Source organism: Olivibacter sp. 47, from assembly GCF_030372825.1.
Classification (GTDB): domain Bacteria; phylum Bacteroidota; class Bacteroidia; order Sphingobacteriales; family Sphingobacteriaceae; genus Olivibacter; species Olivibacter oleidegradans.
The window spans coordinates 5217559-5240432 of record NZ_JAUCNR010000001.1 but is presented as its reverse complement, the minus strand read 5'-3'; the positions used below and the strand labels follow the sequence as shown (position 1 = coordinate 5240432).

Sequence of the window (22874 nt, the reverse complement as noted above, 5' to 3'; positions counted from 1 at the left end):
ATTAGTTTTGTGGTTCAGTAGTTTTGCTGTCAACAACAATGGTTACGTGGTTAGAACGCTTGCGGATTCTATAGCCACGACCTTGCGGTGCAGGTCTTAATCTTTTTAATTGACGGCCGCCTCCAACAGATACTTCTTTTACATAAAGTTCACTATCTTCAACGCGCTTATCTTCGTTGTTCGCTTCCCAATTCTTGATCGCTGATAACAACAGCTTCTCAACCCTTAGGGCAGCTTCTTTATTTGTATATTTCAGAATATACAATGCTTTTTCAACTTTTTCACCTCTGATAAGATCCACTACCAAACGCATCTTACGTGGAGACGTAGGGCAGTTTAATAATTTGGCAGTAGAAGCACCACCCTTCTGTGCCTGCTCTTTTCTTTCTCTTATCAGTACAGATTTTTTCTTCTTTACGTTATTTGTTGCTTCCATTGCCTATTATTTTTTCTTTTCAGCGTGACCTCTAAATGTTCTAGTTGGAGCAAACTCCCCCAATTTATGGCCAACCATGTTCTCGGTTACATACACCGGAATAAATTTATTTCCGTTGTGAACTGCGAAGGTATGACCAACAAAATCAGGTGAAATCATAGATCTACGTGACCAAGTTTTAACAACTGATTTTTTATTGGTTTCATTCATAGAAAGAACTTTTCTTTCTAAGTTATGATCGATATAAGGACCTTTTTTAATTGAACGAGCCATTATTTTTTCCTTCTCTCAATGATGTAACGATTCGATGTTTTTTTCTTTGACCGAGTCTTGAAGCCTTTTGCTAACAAGCCCTTACGTGAGCGTGGATGACCTCCGGATGCTCTACCTTCACCACCACCCATAGGGTGATCTACCGGGTTCATAGCTACACCACGAACACGCGGACGGCGGCCCAACCAGCGTTTTCTACCTGCCTTACCTAACACTTGGTTAGCTTTTTCGGCATTCGAAACCGCCCCGATTGTAGCAACACAGGTTGATAAAATCATCCTGGTTTCGCCGGAAGGCAATTTAATGATCGCATATTTACCATCACGAGCAGAAAGCTGAGCATAAGTTCCGGCACTGCGCGCAATAGATCCACCCTGTCCCGGATTCAACTCGATATTGTGGATGATCGAACCTAGCGGAATATTTTTTAATGGTAATGTATTTCCTACTTCAGGGGCAACTTGTTCGCCGGCAACAATTGTCTGACCAACTTGTAAGCCCTCCGGAGCAATAATGTAACGTTTTTCGCCATCTACATAATGCAACAAAGCAATACGTGCTGTACGATTTGGATCGTATTCTATAGTGGCTACTTTTGCGGGGATATCTTTTTTATCGCGTTTAAAATCTATCAATCGGTATGATTTCTTATGTCCCCCACCGAGATAACGCATAGTCATTTTACCGGTATTATTTCTACCTCCTGACTTTTTGATTTTAACGACTAATGATTTTTCAGGTACATTAGTTGTTACATCGCTATAGTCAGCTCCCACCCGAAAACGAGTACCTGGAGTAACCGGTTTGAATCTTTTAACTGCCATTTCTAATTATATAGTACTGTAAAAGTCAATAGTTTCACCATCTTTCAATGTGATGATGGCTTTCTTATATTTAGGAGCACGGCCCGAGATATTCCCTGCTTTTGTGTAACGGCTCTTGGTCTTTCCGCAAACAACCATGGTGTTTACAGACTCCACATTAACGCCGAACATTTGTTCAACTGCAGCTTTGATCTGTATCTTATTGGCTCTATGGTCCACCTTAAATGTATAGCGATTCAACTTTTCTGTTAAAAGTGCCGCTTTTTCTGTTAATACGGGTTTCTTAATAATCTCCATGTTACTTGGCAAATGCCTCCTCCAATGTTTTAACAGTCTCGGTAGTCAACAAAAGTTTACCTGCATTTAATACGTCGTAGGTATTAATATCGGCTGCAGTAATCACTTTTGTTTTTTTCAAGTTTCTGCTAGATAAATAAACATTCTTGTTCAAAGCCGGTAAAACCAATAGGGTTTTCTCGTTCGCTACGTTTAAGTCGTTCACAAGCTTCACATAGTTTTTAGTTTTGATAGAATCGAAATTCACTTCATCCAAAACTACAATGTTGTTCTCTTGTGCTTTGTAACTTAAAGCAGATTTACGAGCTAAAGCTTTTAACTTTTTGTTCAATTTGAAGCTGTAATCACGGGGTTGAGGACCAAAGATACGGCCACCACCGTTGAACAAGGGTGACTTAATACTACCGGCACGGGCTCCACCAGTACCTTTTTGTTTGTGTAATTTGCGGGTAGAACCGGCAATCTCGTTACGTTGCTTAGATTTGTGTGTACCTTGACGTTGGTTAGCCAAGTACTGCTTAACATCTAAATAGATAGCGTGATCGTTGGGGGTTACACCGAATACCGCTTCAGGAAGTTGCACCTTGGCACCTGTTTCTTTACCTGAAATGTTTAAAACTTGTACTTCCATCTTCTTATTTATCTACGATTACGTAAGAACCCTTTGCACCCGGAACCGAACCGCTAACAACTAGCAAGTTTTTCTCTGGGTACACTTTCAACACTTGTAAGTTTTGAACCTTAACGCGGTCGCCACCTGTGCGGCCGGCCATACGCATACCCTTGAATACGCGAGAAGGCCAAGATGAAGCACCTAATGAACCCGGTGCACGCATACGGTTGTGCTGACCATGGGTTTGGCCACCTACACCACCGAAGCCGTGACGTTTCACAACGCCCTGGAAACCTTTACCTTTAGAAGTACCTACTACATCGATATAATCGCCTTCAGCGAATATATCAACTGTAACAACATCTCCAAGATTTTTCTCCTCAGGGAAAACCTCAAATTCTACCAACTTACGCTTAGGCGTTGTATTTGCTTTCGCAAAGTGCCCTTTCAATGATGCGGTCGTGTTCTTCTCTTTCTTTTCGTCGAAAGCCAGCTGGATTGCTGTATAACCGTCATTTTCTACCGTGCGTATCTGCGTTACCACGCACGGGCCAGCTTCGATTACCGTACAAGGAATATTTTTTCCTTCGGCATCAAAAATGCTGGTCATTCCTACTTTTTTACCAATGATTCCTGACATTTTATTTAATTTCTATTTTTGTCCATCGAAGCAGTAGGGCTTCGTTCAAGACATACTAATCCCACAAAGGGACGGCAAAGATAGAAAACTTCCTTTAACTATCAAATACTTAGCGAATTATTTTTTTAATTTTCTTGATGCGGGGAGCACCTTATTCGCTCTAGAAATTTTTTTATTGAAATGATCTTAGCCATCAAAGACCTTCACTTGCCTCTTTTTGCTTGCTTTTACCCCTTAACATCTCAATGAGAGGCGGCAATAGCGACAGCAGAATAATCGCAAATATCACATAGGTGAAGTTATTCTTTATAACGGGCAATCCACCAAAATAGTATCCTAAAAACAGAAAAGACGCTACCCAAAGGCAACCGCCCACTACGTTGTACGAAGCAAACTTGCCATAACTCATCGTGCCGATGCCTGCAACAAAGGGTGCAAAGGTTCTTACAATAGGAATAAAACGAGCATAAATAATGGTTTTACCGCCATGCTTAATATAGAAGCGTTGCGTTTTCTCCAAATACTCCTTTTTTAAAAGTTTATACTTTCCACTGAAGGCAACCGGACCTACATATTTACCTATATGGTAATTAACCAAGTCGCCCAATACAGCGGCAATGATCAGCAGTACGCACATTAGGAAAATATTCAAGTCCGTATCCGGCTTAGCAACAATCGCCCCCGCTGCAAAAAGCAAGGAATCGCCGGGCAGAAAGGGTGTTACTACCAAACCGGTTTCTGCAAAAATAATTAAGAAGAGTATTAGGTACGTCCACGTCTGGTACTCATTGACAATCTCTACGAGGTGCTTGTCGATATGCAGGATGAAATCAATGATTGAGCTAATTACTTCCACGTATTCTTCTTTTTTCCGAAATGACTAAATTATCCTTGACTGTTCAGCATAACCGGCATCACCAGCATGAGTATGTTTTCGTTTTCTTCCTCTACCGCAGGCAATAACAGACCGGCACGGTTTGGTGTACTCATCTCAAGGACAACTTCTTCACACTCCAGATTGCTAAGCATTTCGATTAAAAACTTGGCGTTGAAGCCGATCTCCGTATCCTCTCCCTCATATTGACAGCTTAAGCGTTCATGTGCTTCGTTGGCAAAATCCAGGTCCTCTGAAGAAATATTGAGCTCGCTACCGGTTATTCTTAAACGTACCTGATGCGTCGTTTTATTAGCAAAAATGACAACCCGTCGAAGTGAGTTCAGCAACAACAAGCGATCAATCGTTAATTTATTGGGGTTTACCTGCGGAATGACTGCTTCGTAATCCGGATAACGTTCATCGATCAGGCGACAAATTAAATGGATATTACCGAATTTAAAGAAAGCACTGGTATTGTTATATTCAACAGCAACATCAACATCTTCTGAAGGTAAAGAGCTTTTTAGTAAAGTCAGCGCTTTCTTTGGAAGAATCATGGATGTTACCTGCTCTGATTTAACGTCTGCCCGACGGTAACGTACGAGCTTGTGGGCGTCAGTAGAAACAAAGGTTGTATTTTGGGGTGTTAGCTGGCAAAGCACACCGGTCATCGCCGGCCGTAGCTCATCGTTGCTTACAGCAAAAATCGTTTTACTGATTGCCTCCGATAAAACAGATGCCGGAATACGGACGGTAGACGGGTTTTCGACAACGGGGATTTTCGGAAAATCATCGGCATTTTCGCCACTCAATTTATACTTTCCATCACCGGCGCTGATTTCGATCGCAAAAGTCTGTGTATCGACTGAAAATGCAATCGGTTGGTCCGGCAGTGTTTTCAAGGTTTCGATTAAGATCTTAGCGGGAACGGCAACCTTACCTTCTTCTTTCGACTCTACCTGTAAAGAGGTTATCATGCTCGTTTGCAGGTCGGTAGCCGAAATTGTAAGCGAATTATCTTTTATCTCAAACAGAAAATTCTCTAATATTGGCAACACAGTGCTGCTACTTGATGCACCATTTACGGCTTGTAATTGTTTAAGTAAAGTTGAAGTTGAAACGATGAATCTCATATCTGTCAAATATAACGGCAATGATAATAAAAAGAATGGAGAAAGTTAAAAAAAGTTATGAGTTGTCCCGTCCGCTCATCATATTCATCTTGATGTACTCACTTGGGCGAACACCAATTATTTTTTGAAATGTATTGCTGAAGGTGGGTAAGCTACTATAGCCTACTTTAGATGCAACTTCATTAATGGATAAAGACTTTTCCAACAGGAGTTGGAGGGCTTTCAACATGCGTAAAGCGGTTAAATACTGAATAAAGGACATACCTAAGTCCTTTTGAAAGAGCCGCGAGAGCGAACGCGGGCTGAAACCAAACCCGGTGGCCAGATCGTTGAATAAAAAATCCTTACCCAAGTTCTCCTCTAAATACATCGTAACTTCTTTCAGGCGCTTATTTTTGGCTAAAGGCAACGATAAGGGCAGCGAAAAGTTACTGATCTGTGGCAGTAGTACCTTAAAAGCATCCACAATTGTATAGGCTGTTCTATCTTGCGGGTCGATATGTCCCGTCCATCGATGCGTGAACAGCATAAGTTCCAATAGCAAATCGTTTACCGGATGGATACTGGTATTAAAATAGAAAGCATCGTCAGAGGCGTAAATCGGAAAATAGAGATTTCGCATAATCACTTCAGGCGAGCTTGGATGAATGCTGTGTTCCACGCCGGGGGCAATCCACATATAGTGTCTGGCAGGAAGGAAATACGATTTTTCTTGGGTTTTCACAAATACAACGCCTCCTTCGGTATACAAAAATTGTCCCTTTTTGTGACGATGGCTGGGTATAAATTTCTCACCCATCTGGTTATGATAACAATATATACTGTCTTCTTTTTTATCTACGTCTGTGATGTAATATTTTTCGCCTGTCATACTGATTGATCACGAAGGTACAGACAAATATAACAAACACATGTTTTTTGGCTACCCTCGATAAATCTATGTCTACCAAAAATAAACAGGACGATCGTAAAAATGGTATAATTGTAATATTTTAAAACGCTTGGGGCTAAATTATTATTTCCTAAATAAACAAATAACTATGCATACCGATAGAATAAGAAACACCTCTTTGTTGGATCGGGTAAAAGAGGTAAGCGAAGTATTGGATTTATTTCAAGATGGGATGGTGATAGCCTCCAGCGGCTTCACCAAAGCAGGCGACAGTAAGGTTATTCTTCCCGCTTTGGCAGCGAACAACACCTCACGTCCTATAAAAATCACACTGATTACCGGTGCGTCTTTGGGTCACGAAACAGATGCTAAACTCACAGAAGCGGGTGTCTTGGCTCGGCGCATGCCTTTTCAGGTAGATAAGGTATTACGGAAAGCCATCAACCGGGGCGACGTATTATTTGTGGATCAAAACTTAAGTGAAACCAGCGAAATGCTGTTAGATCATCATCTCCCGGAGATTGACATCGCAATTATTGAAGCAGCCTATATTACCGCTGAAGGCGGAATTGTGCCCACCACTTCTGTTGGTAACTCGCCCATTTTTGCCGATAAAGCAAAAAAGGTGATCATTGAGATTAATACAGCCGTACAGACAAATGTACATGGCTTACATGATATTTACCTTCCTGAGGCCTATCCCAATCGTAAAGCCATTGAGATTTTTCGACCGAACGATCGCATTGGATCCGCTGTTATCAACGTCGAGCCCGAGAAAATTGCAGCCATTGTATTGAGTCATCAACAAGATAGCCCTGCCGATATTGCAGTAATTGATGATAAAACTGCTGCTATTGCTCATCATTTAATCGACTTCTTTACCGAGGAAGTAAAAAACGGTCGTTTGTCAAAATCGCTGCGTCCTTTACAGGCAGGCATTGGTAAGGTAGCTAATGCCGTGCTTACAGGACTCGCGGAAAGCGACTTTGAAGGGCTCACCATGTTCTCGGAAGTATTGCAAGACAGTGCTTTTGATTTAATTGATGCAGGCAAACTTACCTTTGCTTCCGCAGCTTCCATTACCGTATCCGCAGCGTGCTACCAACGGGTTTTTGACAATCTTGAAAAATACAAAGACAAGGTGGTATTGCGCCCACAGAGCATTAGCAATGCCCCGGAAGTTATCCGACGCTTGGGCATCATCGGCATCAATACGGCTATTGAATTCGACATCTATGGCAATGTAAATTCTTCGCATATTGCGGGAACACAGATGATGAATGGCATCGGAGGTTCGGGCGATTTTGCCCGCAATGCGCATATTAGCATATTTGTCACGCAAGCGGCCTCTAAAGAAAATAAAATCTCCCATGTGTTGCCGATGGTAACGCATGTCGACCACAATGAACATAATGTAGATGTTGTGGTAACCGATATAGGTTATGCCGACCTACGAGGCCTAGCGCCACGAGAGCGAGCACTTAAGATTATTGGAAACTGCGTGCACCCGGATTATAAAGAAGAGTTGCAATCTTACTTTGATCGCGCCGTCGCCGAAATTGGTGGTCAAACACCCCATCTCTTGGATGAAGCTTTCTTATGGCATAAACGATTCAGGGAAAACGGCTCCATGAAAGCTCGTTAATTACAGCGGGGCTGTCTTCCCGACACACAGAAGCAGCTCTGATTCAAGAAAGCGGAAACACTGCTCCATTTAATCGGCGTATTTCCGCTTCCGTATCCAGTGCTGTAATAGGCCAAAAAGAAATAGCAGCAATAGCGGTCCTCCTACATTGAGTATTTGCCAAAAAAGTTTATCATTCTTGATGAGCAACTTATCCAACAAACGAAGTTTCACTTCTTTTTCACGTAAGGCAATAATTCCGCTTTCATCATTTAAATAATCAACCATATTCAGCAGTAAGGTCTTATTGCCATACTGCTGTTGTGTAGCGCGGTCCCAACCTAAGCTATAGGGCATACGTTCTTGTTGATTGATCTCATTTTTAAGTATGTTACCGTCCGACAACACAATCATCTTACCGGACAATTGCGGGCTTTGCTGCCGATAGCTGAATGTATCAACAAGCGGTTCGGGAACGGGTCTGTTTTTAAACACTGAAGGAAACGCTCCTTCCAGTACCACGCCCACAGGATAGCCGGTACTCTTAAAATCTTCCGGCTTCGGATTTTGTGAAACCATATCGAGCGAAATTAGCGTCGGTACATTAAGCGCCTTACTAAAGGGAGACGAACGCAGGATAATCTCTTTCTTGATATTGGTGGCCGGCAATGTGTCAACCGTTCCCGAAAATTCACTACGTATGCCATCAATATTCTTTATAATTGGATGGGTAGCCTTCGGCACCAAAATAGGATAAAACAACCAGGGAACAAGCTGAAATTGATCGGCCCCTCCTACTTCACCGACCCGAAGCGGAATCTGTGCGCAATTGAGATCAGCTATCAAATTATAGTTCAACCGCACACCGTATTTAAAGAGCATGTCATCTAAATTGAGCGACCGGGCTACTGCCACTTGATTGCCTGAGTTCCGCATACTGTCCAATTCGACCTGCGTCTGATTAACGGCCCACAAGACCTTGCCACCATGTTGCACAAAATAGTCAATTTTAAATTTATGAAGCTCGGGAAAAGCCTTTTGTGGCTTGGCTACCACCATCACCTTGATCTGTTTTAACGTTTCGAAAGAAATCGAATCTAAATTTAACCGGCCCACCTGATAGGTGATTCCCAAACTATGCATTGCATCATAAACCTGTAGATCGTTCAGCTCACCATGCCCTTCAGTGAAAGCGACTATCGGCTTTCCACCGGAAGTTATTTTCTTAATACCGTTGATGAACGTGTACTCCAGATTCTGAACAGAATTATTCAATACATCTTCGGGATTAATAAATCGATTATTCTGCAAAAGCTGCACCGGTAATTCCTCATCACCATACATCAATACCGCTACGGGGAAAATCGTTTTCTGCGACAACCCCTCGCTTGTTTTGACACTGAGATTGGTAGGCTCTATACCACGTGCAGCCAAAGCCTCTACATACGATTGTTCTTGTCCGCCGCTTTCGCTCAACGGGTTGATAAAAGTATATTTGATTTGCCCTCCTGCATAGGCTTTTAGATCGGCCAACATATCTTTAGTAGCTCCTTTTAGCCGTTGGAATCCGGCAGGTAATTCGCCCTCTAAAAAGACAACTACGCGAAGGTCGTCCGTTAATGACCGCAACACATCTTTGGAAACCTCTGATAGCGTATACCTTTTTTCGCTGGTAAAATCTAGCCTGAAAAAATTATAATTGGCAAGAAAATTGACACCCAACAAAGCAACAAGTAGTAAAATGATTCCCTTCAGCTGCCCCCAAACTGTTTTTCTGCCTCTTTCGATAAAGAGATAGGTCAGTAAGAGAAATAGGGCGCTGAAACTTATAAAAAAGCAAAAATCGCGGAGATCGAGTACCCCACGACTAACCGAATCGTAATGAGCGAGTATGCCTAAATAGGTAAAGGCTTCCGAGAGGGCACTATCGACAAACAAAGTGGATAAATAATCAAACCCGATAAAGAGGGTGAAACACAAAAAGGCGCTTAGCAAAAAGGCGACTACCGCGTTGGTGCAAACGGCTGAGATAAAAATTCCAATCGCGCAAAATGCAGCTCCCAGCAAGAAGAGTCCGATATAGGAACCAATAACGGCCCCGGTATCGATATTGCCAACCGGAGCACCTAAATAATAAATGCTTATATAATAAACACCGGTTGGTAAAATGGCCATAGTGACAATAAGTAAACAGCTTGCATATTTAGCGAGGATGAGCTGCCAATAACTTATGGGCTTTGTCATCAACCATTCGTAGGTACCCTCTTCCCGCTCTCCTGCAATAGCCCGCATGGTAATGGCGGGGATCAGAAACATAAAGATATAGGGAGCTATAGAAAAAAAACCGGTTAGGGTGGCATATCCATATTCCGGAACGCTCGTTTCGGGAAAGACCCAAAGAAAGAGACCTGATACCACTAAAAAAAGTGCAATGGTTAAATAGCCAACGAGTGAATGAAAAAAAGTAGAAACGTCTTTTATCAGAATGCTGAACACGGATTCACGATTTATTTGTAGGTCTCGAAGTTACAAAAAAGCGCTAAAAACGGGAATGTGGTCGAAATTAAAAACAAAAAAGAGGAAGCCCGTGGTTCGGAGCCTCCTCTTCTTGTTCATGTTAAGTGCTTTTTATCGGTTACCTTGTCCGGGAAGATAAATTTGGAAACCCAAATTAAACCCTAAACCATTTTGTGCCTGAGCACTCGCATTGTTGGCCTTTGAATAATTATACCCTACAACTGCTTCCAATGCAACACTTCTCGTAATAAAGTGCGCATAGCCCAAACCAACTCCGGCAGCAAAGGTTACATCACTTCCTTTATTAGCCCCTGCAATACCTACTTCTCCCTGACCAAAGAAACGCCCGGTTGCAGATGATCCCTCTGGAAAGAAATAGCGGACAAAAGGAGCTATACCGTAAGTCCAATTATCCTCGTCGTCTTTAACAGATCCATAACCGCCGTTTAAAGCCAAGCCGATAGCAATACCGTCAGAAACAAAATAACCGGCTCGCGGGTTAATATTGACATTGAAAGATTCGCCTTCAAAACTATAGCCCATGGATCCTAAGCTTCCGCCAACCATCCAGTTACCTTTCTGTATAGGAACCATACCTACACTTTCAGACATCTGTGGCTTGTTTACGTCCACGTTTTGGGCTTTTAACCCTAGGAAACTTCCTAATACTAATGCAGAGAATAAAAATACACGCTTCATAGTTTTCAATTGTTAATTATCTAATTTGTTAATTGTTACTAGGTAATTAACATAAAACATGCCATAATGTTTTTTTGAAAAGCGTTCGCTTTAAAAATATTATTTGGTCAAATCGTAAAACACTTGCTCTAAGTTCTTGTTTTCGAACATCTCAGGCCTTTTTTCAATTGAAAAGTTTCCTACTAGCTTTCCTTTATTAATAAAAATTACCTCTTGGCAAATGGCCTCTACTTCCTGCATTATGTGTGTGGATAAGACTACAACCTTTTCCTGCCCCAATAAACGGATCAAATTTCTGATTTCATGCAATTGGTTTGGATCCAACCCCGCCGTCGGCTCATCCAAAATTAACACGGGTGGATTATGCAATAAGGTTTGCGCAATCCCCAAACGCTGCTTATATCCCTTCGACAACTGTTTGATTTTTTTCTGCTGCTCGTCTCCTAAACCTACCATATCAATAACTTCTTCTATACGTTTAGATAAGTTAGGTAAGCGATATAGCTTCCCGGTATATTGCAAGCTCTCACGAACATACATACTTCCATATAAAGGGTTATTTTCCGGCAGATAGCCTAGTAAACGTTTTGCTTCATATTCTTTTTCCTGCACATCGATCCCGTGAATGCTTACACTTCCTGTAGAAGGCCTGATAAATCCGGTAATCATTTTCATTGTAGTCGATTTCCCGGCCCCATTGGGACCTAAAAATCCAACGACCTTTGCTTCCTCGATACCGAAGGAGATATCATTGACGGCTACTTGATTTCCAAATGTTTTGGTGAGGTTCTTGACCGCTAGCAACATAGCAACTAAATTTTCAGTTATCAATAAGCCCGAATCTGATGATCTTTACGGTATTTTGCCAGTTGCACGCCTGCTTCATTATGCCGATCGGTGGATAAAATATCGGCACCTCGTTCTATAAGTTGATAGTAAAGGCCATCACCCCGACTTTCCGCCCGTTTATCCAAGTTGCCCATAGTTCCTAATATACACATAATCCCGTGCTCATGCAATCGCTTATATAAGGATGGCTCGGGCTCACTGACGCCTACAAAGGCGAGCAATCTATTATCGGGAATACCGTAGTCGTTCAATCGCAACAAATCATCCATCTTTCGGATACTGGCCGATATCATCAAATCAGGGGCCAGCTGATGTACCTGAGCCGCTTGGGTGGCATTGTAGGTGATGATAACGGAGTAAGAGGCCGCCTGATGACGCTTGACAGCGTCCACTACCAAATCCATCGGCACGCCTCTTTTTATATCCAACGTAAAGATTACTTTTCCCTTTCCCCACTTCAACACATCATCCAGTGTAGGAATTTTAAAGGATGTAACCTTACCTTCATTGTCTTTTAATTTTAGTGCCTTAAGTTCGGCCAAGGTATGATTGCTAAGCAACCCCTTGCCCGTCGTTGTACGATCTAGTTTATCATCGTGCATCATCACCAAAACGGAGTCTTTCGTTAACGCAATATCACATTCGATGATTAGCGGTTGTTTATTAGCACTATGTTGAAATGTTTCAATGGCATTTTCAGGATATCCCGGCTCGGGCCCACCGCGGTGTGCACTAACAAGGGGTACACGTCGATCACTATAGGTCATAAACCTATACAAGTCCTCAACTGAAGAAAGTGCTATTTTAGAAGCCTCACTGTAACCGTTGCCTGTCGCCTCCGTTAATGAGCAAGCGCTTATACCGATGCTCAGTAACCATAATAAACTTAAATATAACCGCTTCATGAAATTTTGTGATGCTGCTCGATTTGATCCTACAAAGCTATTGACAAACACCTTGTAAAACAACACTTCGCTTTCTTTTCTTATAATATGAACGCCATATTCTTATAAAACAAAAAAGTGTTTCCTATCTGAAGGGCTTAAAAATTAAAGCGATTTCCCGGATAGGAATTTAATTTATAGCGAAAAATAAAAGAATTTTGTATAGGTTTGTCTCTGCTATGGAAAACGACAAGAGAACGATAGCTCAACCTGTTAAAATCCGTTTAAATTTATTTCAAAAGAAATAAGAGCTGTCGCTTTAACAGCTCGTTTCGACGCTTATATAAAAAGGTAAGAATGAAGACTAACGACGAACTTTTTAAAAATGTTATATCACATGCAAAGGAATATGGTTTTGTATTCCCTTCCAGTGAAATCTACGATGGTTTAAGTGCCGTGTACGATTACGGCCAATTAGGGGCTGAGTTGAAAAACAATATTAAAACCTATTGGTGGAAGGCTATGGTGCAGTTAAATGAGAATATTGTAGGGATAGATTCGGCTATTTTTATGCATCCTAAAATATGGAAAGCTTCCGGCCATGTTGATGGTTTTAACGATCCGATGATTGATAACAAAGATTCAAAAAAACGTTACCGGGCAGATCAGCTAATTGAAGATAAAATAGCACGGTATGAAAAGGATGGTAAAACCGATAAAGCGGCGAAACTCCAAGCCGATCTAGATGCTGCCTTAAACAGCGATGATTTAGGTCGATTAAAATCCATCATTGAAGAACATGAGATTGCCTGCCCCGTTTCGGGAACGAAAAATTGGACCGAGGTCCGTCAGTTTAATTTAATGTTCAGTACGCAAATGGGTGCTATGGCCGATGGGTCTGAGGAGGTGTATCTTCGCCCGGAAACCGCGCAAGGTATTTTCGTCAATTTTCTGAATGTACAGAAAACCGGTAGGATGAAGATTCCTTTTGGTATCGCTCAAATCGGAAAAGCCTTCCGAAATGAAGTAATTGCCCGCCAGTTTATCATGCGTATGCGTGAATTTGAGCAAATGGAAATGCAATTTTTCGTTCGCCCGGGCACCGAGCTTGAGTGGTATAACCAATGGAAGGAAACACGTTTAAAGTGGCATTTAGCTTTAAAGCCGAATCCTTCGAAATACCGTTATCATGACCATGTAAAATTAGCACATTATGCCAATGCCGCAGTTGATATTGAATATGAATTCCCGTTCGGTTTCAAAGAAGTGGAAGGCATTCATTCCCGGACCGACTTTGATTTAAGTCAACATCAAACTTTTTCGGGAAAGAAACTGCAATATTTTGATCCGGAGATTAACCAGAATTATGTTCCTTATGTTATTGAAACTTCCATTGGTTTGGATCGTATGTTCTTAACCATCCTTTGTAACGCTTATGAAGAGGAAGATTTGAGCACAGATGAAAAGCAGGATTCCCGCTCTGTATTACATCTTCATCCCGCGCTTGCCCCTATTAAAGCGGCGGTATTTCCTTTGACAAAAAAAGATGGCTTGCCTGAAAAAGCGAGGGAGGTGATGGATTTACTCAAAATCGACTATAATATTATTTACGAGGAGAAAGATGCGATCGGCAAACGCTATCGTCGGCAAGATGCGATTGGTACACCAATCTGTATTACGGTAGATCATCAAAGTCTGCAAGATGATACTGTTACTATTCGGCATCGCGACAGCATGGAACAAGAGCGTGTAGCCATCAAAGACCTTGAAAAGTTATTGGACGGTATTGTTGGATGGAAACCTTTGCTACAAAGTTTGCTATAATATAATAGGCGTTCATAAAAAAAGCGTCCGTTTCAGTGCTGAAACGGACGCTTTTTTTATAAGAAGAAAATTTATTTTTTAACTTCTTCTACCATGGCTTCTTCGGTGCTTTTGTGCTGATCAATAGGCCGAATAATCAGACGTAAACTTGGATTATTTGTTAAGAACGACCAGAACCAGCCGGTTACCAGCTTTATTTTATTGCGGAATCCGGCAATCGGTATAATGTGAATAAACAACCAAGTTAACCAGGCAAACCAACCGGTGAATGTAAATTTAGGCAAATCTACTACTGCTTTATTCTTGGTGATAATCGCCATGCTGCCTTTATCATTGTATTTAAATGCCTTCAAGGGCCGCTTTTCAACCATATTAACAAGGTTTTCTGCGAGCAGTTTTCCCTGTTGAATAGCAACTTGCGCCAATTGCGGGTGCCCATTAGGGAACGCACTATCCGTTGTTTGCAAACAGATATCTCCGATAGCGAACACGTTATCCAAGCCTTTTACCCGGTTATATTCGTCCACCAAAATTCTTCTACCACGGCCAATCGCCTCTTTCGGTAAACCAGGTGCTTCTTTTGCAATGACACCTGATGACCAGATCAATGTGTCGGTAGCGATACTTGTTCCGTCAGCGAACAACACCTTTCCATCTACGTAGTCTTTTACACCGGTGTTCAACTTTACTTCCACACCCATATCGCGCAGCACATCTAAAGCTTCCTGTTGTGATTTCTTACTCATCGGCCCTAATAACGTTGGCGCCATATCAACTAATACAATCCGCATTTTGCCATTCGGAGAAAATTCAGGGTACTCTTTCGCCAAAATTTTCTTATTCATATAAGCTAACATACCCGCCAATTCAACCCCGGTTGGACCGCCTCCTGAAATAACGATTGTTGAAAACTTCTCACGTTCTTCATCATCATGTTCTTGGGCAGCACGCTCGCCATTGCGCAAAATGTGATTACGAAGATTGATCGCGTCGTCAATTGTTTTCATCGGTACGGCATGCTTCTCTACGTTGGCCATACCGAAATAGTTAGTTTCGGTTCCCACGCCAACACCAAGTAGTCATAAGACACTTTGCCTGACGTAGTGGTCACCACTTGGTTTTGGGTGTCAATATATTCCAATCCTCCATAATGAAATCGAAAGTTGCGCGCACTACTGAACATTTTTCGAAACGGATAAGTAATAATCGATGTTTCAATAAAAGCAGTCGCTACCTGATAAATTAGGGGAGGAAAGAAATGATAGTTATTTTTATCTATCAATGTAATGTTCAGGCTGCCGTCCTTTGACAATTGCTTGGCCAAATTCATCCCAGCAAAACCACCGCCAACGATTACAATATTCATAATATTAATTTTAAATGCCGATTCTTAAACGATGCGCAAAAGTGACAATTTTTAAGATGCTACGCAAAATTATCTACCTTTTTTATCGTCAAAAATACACGGACAAATATAGCATTAAATTTCAACAATAGTGTACAACAAACACTAAGAAAATAAAACGATATTCCGCGCAAATACTTGATGGACAAAATCCATTGTTTTAAGCTAACAATTGGCCTTTTGTATTGTTTCGAGTGACACGTATTCCACTATCGTGGCAGTCCGTGATCTCGACCGCAACGAAGTGTAATGGAAAGATTGATACGGATTGGCCGCATATCGATGTCTCGGCCCCCTGCCCTTCATCCAGTGCACTCTGCCCGACATAATGATTTGGAAAAGTGCTATTTTTTCCTTCTGAAAATGAGCCTTCTAATTGATCAATTCGCTATGAGAAGCACAAAAAACAAAAAAATCGTTTGACAATTTAAAACATTACCCTATATTTGCATCGCAGTTCACAAAAGGACAATATTTGTGGACCGCAATAGCCAGAAAGCACTCCTGAATAGCTCAGCTGGTTAGAGCATCTGACTGTTAATCAGAGGGTCGCTGGTTCGAGCCCAGCTTCAGGAGCAAACCCCGTAAGTTTACGGGGTTTTTTTGTTTACATAGGTTACAAACAATAGTATGAGCTTGATCATCCTCGGATCCGTGGCTTTCGATGCCCTGGAAACTCCTTTTGGTAAAACTGATAAAATTGTCGGCGGTGCCGCCAGTTATGCGGCTCTTGCAGCTTCCTATCTTTACGATGATGTTAAGATAATCAGTGTAGTTGGTGAAGATTTTGGCCAGGGCAACCTCGAAAAATTCACTGATAAACATATTGATATTTCAGGGATCCAGATCAAAGCGGGAGAAAAGTCATTCTTCTGGTCGGGAAAGTACCATAACGACATGAATACACGTGATACCCTTGTTACGGAGCTGAATGTTTTAGGCGACTTTGACCCCATCATACCGAGCAGTTACCAAATGGCCGAATACATCCTATTAGGCAATTTAAGTCCACAGGTTCAACTCACAGCGCTTGAACGGTTGACAAGGCGGCCCAAGCTCGTGGTTATGGACACCATGAACTTCTGGATGAACATTGCGCTTGACGACCTGAAAAAAGTACTTCGTCAAGTGGATGTGTTAACGATAAACGACGAAGAGGCCCGTCAGCTATCCGGTCAATATTCATTAGTCAAAGCTGCTGAACTCATTTTGAATATGGGACCAAAATATTTGATTATTAAAAAAGGTGAACATGGCGCTCTTTTATTTGGCGAAAACAGCATATTCGCTGCTCCGGCCCTCCCGTTAGCAGAAGTTTTTGATCCAACCGGTGCCGGCGACACCTTTGCAGGTGGATTTATTGGTTATTTAGCCAATAAGGGTTTTATTAATTTTGAAAGCATGAAAGCTGCCGTGATTTACGGTTCTGCATTAGCTTCCTTTTGCGTAGAAAAGTTCGGAACCGAACGGATCGAATCGCTCAGTGCACAGGAGATTCACGAACGGGTTCAAACATTCAGCACCCTTACGTCATTTATTATTTAATATAAGGATAGAAACTACCTACTGAGTAGCTAGCTCAAGGTTTCAGTATAGGCGATAATTTTCGGATTCTCAACGGTTATCAATCCTCGAGCATTCCAACTACCTCAAAACGCTCAAAGACCAGGGCTGTGTGTGGGGCAGCTGTCAACTCTTCCGTCAAATCCTGACCCGCCCAATGTTCATAATGGGTTCCGTTTCGCCACAGACGACTGTCTGTCACATCGTAAATCTTGCCTTTGAAAGCTATCCAAATTTCATCCCTATCCTGTCCATTTCGTTTGGCAAGCTGCGCTTTGCTATATGTTTGCATAAAGGTATTTTCGAATTCAAAAATACGCATAATATTACTTTGGTATCATCCCGTGATAACCCCATTTAGGCTTAACAACGCAACTATTTTCCTACTTAACTACTCAACTACTTTCCTATTAACCACTCAACTACTTTCCTTCTTAACTACTCAACTACTTTCCAACTTAACTACTCAACTACTTTCCAACTTAACTACTCAACTACTTTCCTACTCAACTACTCAACTACTTTCCTACTCAACTACTCAACTACTTTCCAACTCAACCACTCAACTACTTTCCAACTCAACTACTCAACTACTTTCCAACTTAACAACTCCCCCTCCATCAATGCTAAAACATTTGAGCAGGCGAGCAACTCCTTAAATTTTAACTAAAAAGAAATCGCATTAAAAAGAGGAAAGACAAATCTTATGATCCGAGCTTCCCTCTTTATACTTATATTTTTAACGAAATAATTTTTTTTAAATAGCTGCAGCAGCGTAGGCGTGCGACTTATCTCTTGATTGATAAGGCTTTAACGACTTTTTCAATGTTTTACGAGCTACGTGTATCCGGGTTTTCACCGTACCGATAGGTATATCTAGGTGGTCTGCAATCTCATGATATTTATACCCTTCAAAATACATCGTAAAGGGGACATAATAATCATCGGAAAGATTGGTCATGGCATGTTTGATGTCATCCATTACGAACTTATTTTCTCCATTATTACCAGTCGCACTATAGGCTAAATTGGCTGAAGAAATTTCATCAGACTTCGTAACAAAGGTGCTGATTTTTACAAATCGGCGGTAATTATTAATGAAGGTATTCTTCATAATAGTGTACAGCCAACCTTTCAAATTAGTACCTTCTTTGAACTTCTCATAATAAGTAATTGCCTTGAGCACAGTATCCTGAACTAAATCATTTGCGTCCTCGTCATCATGGGTAAAGTGTAATGCATACATTTTCAACGAGTCCGACTGCTGGGTTACCATGGTGTTAAATTCTAGCTTTGTCATACTGTTTAGGGTTTGTGGAAACAAGGCTTTCCTTGTTACCGAGTTTAATACAATCGCATTTTAAATAGCTTAATTATTTATAATACCTTAACGACTATATCAATACAACTATCTCGCCAAAACAATGACAAAGTTTCAAAAGAAAATAATTTTTAATGAATAGTTAATTTTTACTTAAACCCCAATGACGTTTACTTCTCGCTCTAGGCAAACACCGAAACGTTTTTTCACACTTTCAATAATGGTTTCGGACAGCTTATAAATCTCTAAACCTGTGGCGTTTCCGTCGTTAACAAGCACTAAAGCTTGATTTTTCCAAGTACCAACATTTCCCACTACCTTTCCTTTCCATCCACATTGTTCAATAAGCCAACCCGCGGCAAGCTTATATTGATTCAATCCAAAAGGATAGTAAACAATGTCTACAAAATCAGACACTAAGGTCCTAAAAGTGTCCTCAGATACAACAGGATTCTTAAAAAAGGATCCTGCATTTCCGATTGTACTTGGATCCGGTAACTTGCTCTGCCGAATGGAAGATACTACCTCCGAAATCTCTTTGATAGTCGGTTGCGCAATCCCCCGTCTATTTAGTTCTTCATTAATTGCCCCATATGTTGTATTGAGTTTAGACTGCTTCGACAATAAAAGGTTTACTTCTGTAATAATATATTTTCCTTTCAACGCACCTTTAAATATACTTTCTCGATAACCGAATTGGCAATCCTCCTTATAAAAGGTTTTAAAAGTACCGGTGGCCAATTCAAAAGCACGACAACTTAGAAACACATCTTGGAGCTCGACACCGTAGGCTCCTATATTTTGAACAGGTGCGGCCCCAACCGTTCCCGGAATAAGACTGAGATTTTCAATTCCTCCAAAACCTCTGTCGACACAATAGCGCACCAAATGATGCCAAACCTCGCCGCCTGCGGCCTGAACCTCGACAGCCCCGGCCCGTTCGCGATGCTTAATGCCTTTTATCGCCATATGGACTATCAATCCATCGTAATCCCGGACGAACAACATATTGCTGCCTCCGCCGATGAATAAGAGCTTATCGCGATGCAGCGCGCCTGTATCATACAATTGCGTTAGATCCTTTTCGTGCTCAATATGTACCAATTGCTCGGCTTTTACGTCCACACCGAAGGTATTATACGTCTTTAATGAGACTTGTTTTACTATATTCATTCTTAAATCTTGTCACTAAATGATGCTTAACTGTTTTTGGAACCAAAGGAGAATTTTAGTTTATTGACTTTTTCTTTCAATTTTTCAATTTTTGCGTATATTTATATGATACTTGTTGACTACAATTAATAGCTTAGCCCCCGGTAGGCGCTATTATTTGCATCGTTCAAATATAAGCTAATTAATTCATCAGTATTCCAGAACACAAGACACGAATGGATAACCACGATAAAAAGCGGACGCTTATTATAGAAGCAGCTACCAAACGTTTTGCACATTTCGGCATTGCCAAAACCACCATGACCGAAATCGCTAAAGACCTATCCCTCTCCAAAGCGCTCCTCTACTATTACTTTCCCGATAAAATAAGTTTATATGCCGCTGTATTAGAAAACATTGCAAAAAAAATGTTCTCTAAAATCCAACAGGGTTTAAAAGACATCGATGAAAGTGAGGATGCGGTATTGCACCTGATCGACATGCGGCTGGCCTTCACCATGAAGTATTATAATTTATTTGACCAGGGTCTTAATTCACTCATGGAAATGCCCGATGAGCTAGCGCGAGTTATGCAACTTGTAAGCAATTTAGAGATCAAGATTTTGGCAGAAATTTTTAAAAAAGCCAATCAGCGAGACGAAATCCGTGTTGATGATCCGGTACAAACTGCAGAAATATTTTTGAATGCCATGATCGGCATGCGATTCTGTGTACTGAAAGACAAAAAAGTCATGTTTATTCCGACCAAAGAGGAATTTGATGAAATATCAAAAATGCAAAAAAAGTTAGCCGTTATTTTTCTGAACGGCTTGCGATTCCAAAAAACGTCATAGAAAAGTCATATTGCATTATTTAATCTGTTTTTTTTGATGCGTAACTTTTTGCATTTTATTTTTGACCAATACAGATAAAAAGTCAAAAAGTAAAATAGTTAAAAAGTAAGTAGGTCAACGTGGACATAGAAGTAAAAAGGCAACACATCATTGAGGCGGCTTTAAGAAGATTTTCTCATTTCGGTATTAACAAAACCACCATGAACGAAATTGCTGAGGACATCTCCGTATCAAAAGCAAACCTCTATTATTATTTTCCGGACAAATCCGCATTGGTAGTAGATGTTATTAAACATCTAATTGAAGAAGGGATGGAAGCCTACCACCGTATTATTCAAGAGTCGAATCAAATCCTGGATACCTTGACCGGCTTTTTAAGGATCAAGAAGAACTTTTTTGAAAAGCATTACCTACTCCATGTTACCATGGGCTATGCCGACAGTAACTTAAATATCGATGCGTTAAACGCATTAGGCCGTTATGCTGAAACCAAAGAATTAACGGCGATCAGTCTGGCATTTACGAAAGCGATCGGAACGGGCGAGCTTGTAACATTTGATGTTGAAAAAACGTCTCAAATATATTTCACCGTCTTAAAAGGTATCTCGATGGTTTCCATAGCAAAAGTTACGAACAAGGACATTCCGGAAATTTCGATCTTCAGCGAAATCTTTGAAAAACAGAAAATTGCCTCTGCGATATTTGTAAATGGACTAAGGCATAAAATGATAACAAATTGACATTATAACACAACATCTCATATGAAATCTATAAAACCCTTATTGGTTTTCGCATTTATATTGATTTCCTCTTTAGGTTTAAAAGCGCAAGACTCCTTAACGCTCAGGCAGGCGCTCAACTATGCTATAAAAAACAGTGAGGTCCTTGAAAAAGCCAGATTGGACATCCTGAACGGTCGGCATAAAGTAGCTGAAGTAAGGGCCGGCGCGCTTCCGCAAGTTGATCTCACCAGTAGCCTTACACGAAATTTGATTTTGCCACAATTTGTAGTTCCGGCTGAATTCATGGGCGGCCAGCCCGGTGAATTCGTCGCCATTGCGGGGGGCCAATATTGGACGGGCCTTACACAAGTCCAATTGAACCAGGAACTCTTCAACCAATCCGTTTTTACGGGATTAAAAGCGGCTAAAAGTTCAGAAGAGTATTACAAATTGGCCGCAGAGGTAAGTGAAGAGAATGTGATACAACAAGTTGCTTCCGCCTACTATCAGGTAATCATCAATCAAGAAAAGATGAAGGTGATTGATGCCAATATAGATCGTACGCAGAAATTGCTCACGATGACCTCCAGTCAATATGATCTCGGCCTGGCAAAGAAAATCGATCTGGATCGAGTGAAAGTGAACTTAAGCAATCTCGAATCTCAAAAACAGGATTTATCAACCGCTATCACCCAACAGAATAACTTGCTTAAATACTATATGGGTATGCCCATTAACGAAAACATTCAAATTCCACAAAGTGAATTACAGACCTTAAAACAGGAAGCCTTTGCCTTGGATGGCAATGGTTTCAATTTGGATCGAATGGCGCAATACAAAGTACTAAAAAGCCAAGAGTCCTTATTAAGTTACCAAAAAAAGGCCAGAATTGCGGAATATTACCCTAGCTTATCACTTGGCGCCAACTATATTTATAATACACAGAGTAATAGATTTAATCCCTATTCGTCCAAAGCGCTGAATTTTGATATGTCTGCCATCACGCTGACCTTGAAAGTGCCGCTATTTGACGGTTTTGCCAGACGCTCCAGAGTTAGGCAAGCGGATGTTGAGATACAAAAAAATTATCAAGACATAAAAAACACCTCTAACTCTTTAAAAATGGCTTATGAAAATGCAAACAATCAACTTAAGAACAGCTTGACAACGATCCGAACACAAGAAGAAAATAAGAAACTGGCCGAAGAAGTATTCTATAGCACGCAAAACAATTATCGCAATGGCTTAGCAAGCTTAACCGATCTATTAACGGCAGAAACGGATCTCGTATCGGCGCAGAACAGTTATAACGAGGCACTACTCAATTATAAAGTAGCGCAAATCGAACTGATTAAGTCAAACGGCAATATCAAATCACTCTTAACAGAATAAAATACAAACCGATCATTCTCATTCCATAGATAGATTCAAATGAAGCACCCGTACCTTAACATGCAAGTTTTAAACAGATATGG

General features: G+C 41.1%; 22 protein-coding genes, 1 tRNA gene and 1 pseudogene. 7 read left to right on the top strand and 17 right to left on the bottom strand.

Annotated elements, in window-relative coordinates; genetic code table 11:
* Position 1: 1 nt before the first annotated feature.
* The 9 genes from rplV to QT327_RS22680 form a co-directional block, all read right to left on the bottom strand.
* Positions 2 to 436, bottom strand: a complete 435-nt coding sequence (gene rplV / locus QT327_RS22720) for a 50S ribosomal protein L22 (RefSeq protein WP_013665005.1) — start codon at positions 434 to 436, stop codon at positions 2 to 4.
* A 6-nt stretch (positions 437 to 442) separates the two neighbouring features.
* Complete coding sequence (gene rpsS / locus QT327_RS22715; protein WP_013665004.1) at positions 443 to 709, bottom strand: 30S ribosomal protein S19; 267 nt, start codon at positions 707 to 709, stop codon at positions 443 to 445.
* Positions 709 to 1533, bottom strand: coding sequence for a 50S ribosomal protein L2 (rplB, locus tag QT327_RS22710; RefSeq protein WP_013665003.1), 825 nt, complete (start codon positions 1531 to 1533; stop codon positions 709 to 711). Before rplB ends, rpsS begins: the two co-directional genes overlap by 1 nt.
* A 6-nt stretch (positions 1534 to 1539) precedes the next feature.
* Complete coding sequence (rplW, locus tag QT327_RS22705; protein WP_013665002.1) at positions 1540 to 1830, bottom strand: 50S ribosomal protein L23; 291 nt, start codon at positions 1828 to 1830, stop codon at positions 1540 to 1542.
* Position 1831: 1 nt separating this feature from the next.
* A complete protein-coding gene (rplD, locus tag QT327_RS22700) occupies positions 1832 to 2461 on the bottom strand; it encodes a 50S ribosomal protein L4 (protein WP_013665001.1) in 630 nt (209 codons plus the stop codon).
* Between the two features lie 4 nt (positions 2462 to 2465).
* Positions 2466 to 3083 (bottom strand): 50S ribosomal protein L3, encoded by a 618-nt coding sequence (gene rplC / locus QT327_RS22695; protein WP_013665000.1) that lies wholly within the window; start codon positions 3081 to 3083, stop codon positions 2466 to 2468.
* Between the two features lie 193 nt (positions 3084 to 3276).
* Positions 3277 to 3939 carry a DedA family protein gene (locus tag QT327_RS22690; protein WP_013664999.1) on the bottom strand — a complete coding sequence of 221 codons (663 nt, stop codon included), beginning with the start codon at positions 3937 to 3939 and terminating at the stop codon, positions 3277 to 3279.
* 29 nt (positions 3940 to 3968) lie between these two features.
* On the bottom strand, positions 3969 to 5093 hold the full coding sequence (dnaN, locus tag QT327_RS22685) for a DNA polymerase III subunit beta (RefSeq protein WP_013664998.1): 1125 nt from the start codon (positions 5091 to 5093) through the stop codon (positions 3969 to 3971).
* Between the two features lie 55 nt (positions 5094 to 5148).
* Complete coding sequence (locus tag QT327_RS22680) at positions 5149 to 5964, bottom strand: helix-turn-helix domain-containing protein (protein ID WP_149105184.1); 816 nt, start codon at positions 5962 to 5964, stop codon at positions 5149 to 5151.
* Between the two features lie 169 nt (positions 5965 to 6133).
* Here QT327_RS22680 and scpC point away from each other — a divergent pair, with 169 nt between their 5' ends.
* The gene (gene scpC / locus QT327_RS22675; protein WP_289554093.1) at positions 6134 to 7630 is read left to right on the top strand and encodes a succinyl-CoA:acetate CoA-transferase ScpC; all 1497 of its coding nucleotides are present in this window, start codon (positions 6134 to 6136) and stop codon (positions 7628 to 7630) included.
* A 69-nt stretch (positions 7631 to 7699) separates the two neighbouring features.
* Here scpC and gldG read toward each other — a convergent pair whose 3' ends face one another.
* The 4 genes from gldG to QT327_RS22655 all read right to left on the bottom strand — a co-directional run bounded on the left by gldG (position 7700) and on the right by QT327_RS22655 (position 12579).
* Positions 7700 to 10105: a gliding motility-associated ABC transporter substrate-binding protein GldG gene (gene gldG / locus QT327_RS22670; RefSeq protein ID WP_289554092.1), complete on the bottom strand. Its 2406-nt coding sequence runs from the start codon at positions 10103 to 10105 to the stop codon at positions 7700 to 7702.
* Between the two features lie 132 nt (positions 10106 to 10237).
* Complete coding sequence (locus QT327_RS22665) at positions 10238 to 10825, bottom strand: hypothetical protein (protein WP_289554091.1); 588 nt, start codon at positions 10823 to 10825, stop codon at positions 10238 to 10240.
* Positions 10826 to 10924: 99 nt separating this feature from the next.
* Positions 10925 to 11632: an ABC transporter ATP-binding protein gene (locus QT327_RS22660; RefSeq protein WP_013664993.1), complete on the bottom strand. Its 708-nt coding sequence runs from the start codon at positions 11630 to 11632 to the stop codon at positions 10925 to 10927.
* 20 nt (positions 11633 to 11652) lie between these two features.
* Positions 11653 to 12579 carry a glycerophosphodiester phosphodiesterase family protein gene (locus QT327_RS22655; RefSeq protein WP_041387212.1) on the bottom strand — a complete coding sequence of 309 codons (927 nt, stop codon included), beginning with the start codon at positions 12577 to 12579 and terminating at the stop codon, positions 11653 to 11655.
* 336 nt (positions 12580 to 12915) lie between these two features.
* On the opposite strand from QT327_RS22655, the gene QT327_RS22650 reads away from it, so the two are divergent.
* A complete protein-coding gene (locus QT327_RS22650) occupies positions 12916 to 14382 on the top strand; it encodes a glycine--tRNA ligase (RefSeq protein ID WP_130854408.1) in 1467 nt (488 codons plus the stop codon).
* Between the two features lie 71 nt (positions 14383 to 14453).
* Here the strand turns inward: QT327_RS22650 and QT327_RS22645 are convergent.
* A pseudogene (locus QT327_RS22645) lies at positions 14454 to 15697 on the bottom strand (NAD(P)/FAD-dependent oxidoreductase); the annotation flags it as partial.
* A 592-nt stretch (positions 15698 to 16289) separates the two neighbouring features.
* Here QT327_RS22645 and QT327_RS22640 point away from each other — a divergent pair.
* Both QT327_RS22640 and QT327_RS22635 read left to right on the top strand, forming a co-directional pair.
* Positions 16290 to 16363 (top strand) — tRNA-Asn (locus QT327_RS22640).
* A 54-nt stretch (positions 16364 to 16417) separates the two neighbouring features.
* A complete protein-coding gene (locus tag QT327_RS22635) occupies positions 16418 to 17332 on the top strand; it encodes a PfkB family carbohydrate kinase (RefSeq protein WP_013664989.1) in 915 nt (304 codons plus the stop codon).
* A 79-nt stretch (positions 17333 to 17411) separates the two neighbouring features.
* On the opposite strand, the gene QT327_RS22630 is transcribed toward QT327_RS22635, so the two are convergent.
* From QT327_RS22630 to murB, 3 genes are all read right to left on the bottom strand, one after another.
* A complete protein-coding gene (locus tag QT327_RS22630) occupies positions 17412 to 17642 on the bottom strand; it encodes a cytochrome b5 domain-containing protein (protein ID WP_130854410.1) in 231 nt (76 codons plus the stop codon).
* Positions 17643 to 18107: 465 nt separating this feature from the next.
* Positions 18108 to 18650: an RNA polymerase sigma factor gene (locus tag QT327_RS22625; protein ID WP_041387207.1), complete on the bottom strand. Its 543-nt coding sequence runs from the start codon at positions 18648 to 18650 to the stop codon at positions 18108 to 18110.
* Between the two features lie 174 nt (positions 18651 to 18824).
* A complete protein-coding gene (murB, locus tag QT327_RS22620) occupies positions 18825 to 19844 on the bottom strand; it encodes a UDP-N-acetylmuramate dehydrogenase (RefSeq protein ID WP_130854411.1) in 1020 nt (339 codons plus the stop codon).
* A 215-nt stretch (positions 19845 to 20059) separates the two neighbouring features.
* Between murB and QT327_RS22615 the strand changes: the two genes are divergently transcribed.
* From QT327_RS22615 to QT327_RS22605, 3 genes are all read left to right on the top strand, one after another.
* Entirely contained in the window at positions 20060 to 20677 is a 618-nt protein-coding gene (locus tag QT327_RS22615; protein WP_149105178.1) for a TetR/AcrR family transcriptional regulator, read from the top strand.
* 119 nt (positions 20678 to 20796) lie between these two features.
* Complete coding sequence (locus tag QT327_RS22610; protein ID WP_013664984.1) at positions 20797 to 21417, top strand: TetR/AcrR family transcriptional regulator; 621 nt, start codon at positions 20797 to 20799, stop codon at positions 21415 to 21417.
* Positions 21418 to 21438: 21 nt separating this feature from the next.
* Positions 21439 to 22791: a TolC family protein gene (locus QT327_RS22605; RefSeq protein ID WP_013664983.1), complete on the top strand. Its 1353-nt coding sequence runs from the start codon at positions 21439 to 21441 to the stop codon at positions 22789 to 22791.
* Positions 22792 to 22874 lie beyond the last annotated feature (83 nt).

What these genes read in the sequence shown, in the direction of transcription:
- rplV (WP_013665005.1), bottom strand. Translation starts at nt 436, where the DNA reads ATGGAAGCAACAAATAACGTAAAGAAGAAAAAATCTGTACTGATAAGA.
- QT327_RS22625 (WP_041387207.1), bottom strand. Translation starts at nt 18,650, where the DNA reads ATGACAAAGCTAGAATTTAACACCATGGTAACCCAGCAGTCGGACTCG.
- QT327_RS22605 (WP_013664983.1), top strand. Translation starts at nt 21,439, where the DNA reads ATGAAATCTATAAAACCCTTATTGGTTTTCGCATTTATATTGATTTCC.
- QT327_RS22650 (WP_130854408.1), top strand. Translation starts at nt 12,916, where the DNA reads ATGAAGACTAACGACGAACTTTTTAAAAATGTTATATCACATGCAAAG.
- scpC (WP_289554093.1), top strand. Translation starts at nt 6,134, where the DNA reads ATGCATACCGATAGAATAAGAAACACCTCTTTGTTGGATCGGGTAAAA.
- QT327_RS22665 (WP_289554091.1), bottom strand. Translation starts at nt 10,825, where the DNA reads ATGAAGCGTGTATTTTTATTCTCTGCATTAGTATTAGGAAGTTTCCTA.
- rplB (WP_013665003.1), bottom strand. Translation starts at nt 1,533, where the DNA reads ATGGCAGTTAAAAGATTCAAACCGGTTACTCCAGGTACTCGTTTTCGG.
- QT327_RS22615 (WP_149105178.1), top strand. Translation starts at nt 20,060, where the DNA reads ATGGATAACCACGATAAAAAGCGGACGCTTATTATAGAAGCAGCTACC.
- QT327_RS22655 (WP_041387212.1), bottom strand. Translation starts at nt 12,579, where the DNA reads ATGAAGCGGTTATATTTAAGTTTATTATGGTTACTGAGCATCGGTATA.
- rplC (WP_013665000.1), bottom strand. Translation starts at nt 3,083, where the DNA reads ATGTCAGGAATCATTGGTAAAAAAGTAGGAATGACCAGCATTTTTGAT.
- rplW (WP_013665002.1), bottom strand. Translation starts at nt 1,830, where the DNA reads ATGGAGATTATTAAGAAACCCGTATTAACAGAAAAAGCGGCACTTTTA.
- rpsS (WP_013665004.1), bottom strand. Translation starts at nt 709, where the DNA reads ATGGCTCGTTCAATTAAAAAAGGTCCTTATATCGATCATAACTTAGAA.
- murB (WP_130854411.1), bottom strand. Translation starts at nt 19,844, where the DNA reads ATGAATATAGTAAAACAAGTCTCATTAAAGACGTATAATACCTTCGGT.
- QT327_RS22680 (WP_149105184.1), bottom strand. Translation starts at nt 5,964, where the DNA reads ATGACAGGCGAAAAATATTACATCACAGACGTAGATAAAAAAGAAGAC.
- QT327_RS22660 (WP_013664993.1), bottom strand. Translation starts at nt 11,632, where the DNA reads ATGTTGCTAGCGGTCAAGAACCTCACCAAAACATTTGGAAATCAAGTA.
- dnaN (WP_013664998.1), bottom strand. Translation starts at nt 5,093, where the DNA reads ATGAGATTCATCGTTTCAACTTCAACTTTACTTAAACAATTACAAGCC.
- QT327_RS22635 (WP_013664989.1), top strand. Translation starts at nt 16,418, where the DNA reads ATGAGCTTGATCATCCTCGGATCCGTGGCTTTCGATGCCCTGGAAACT.
- rplD (WP_013665001.1), bottom strand. Translation starts at nt 2,461, where the DNA reads ATGGAAGTACAAGTTTTAAACATTTCAGGTAAAGAAACAGGTGCCAAG.
- QT327_RS22630 (WP_130854410.1), bottom strand. Translation starts at nt 17,642, where the DNA reads ATGCAAACATATAGCAAAGCGCAGCTTGCCAAACGAAATGGACAGGAT.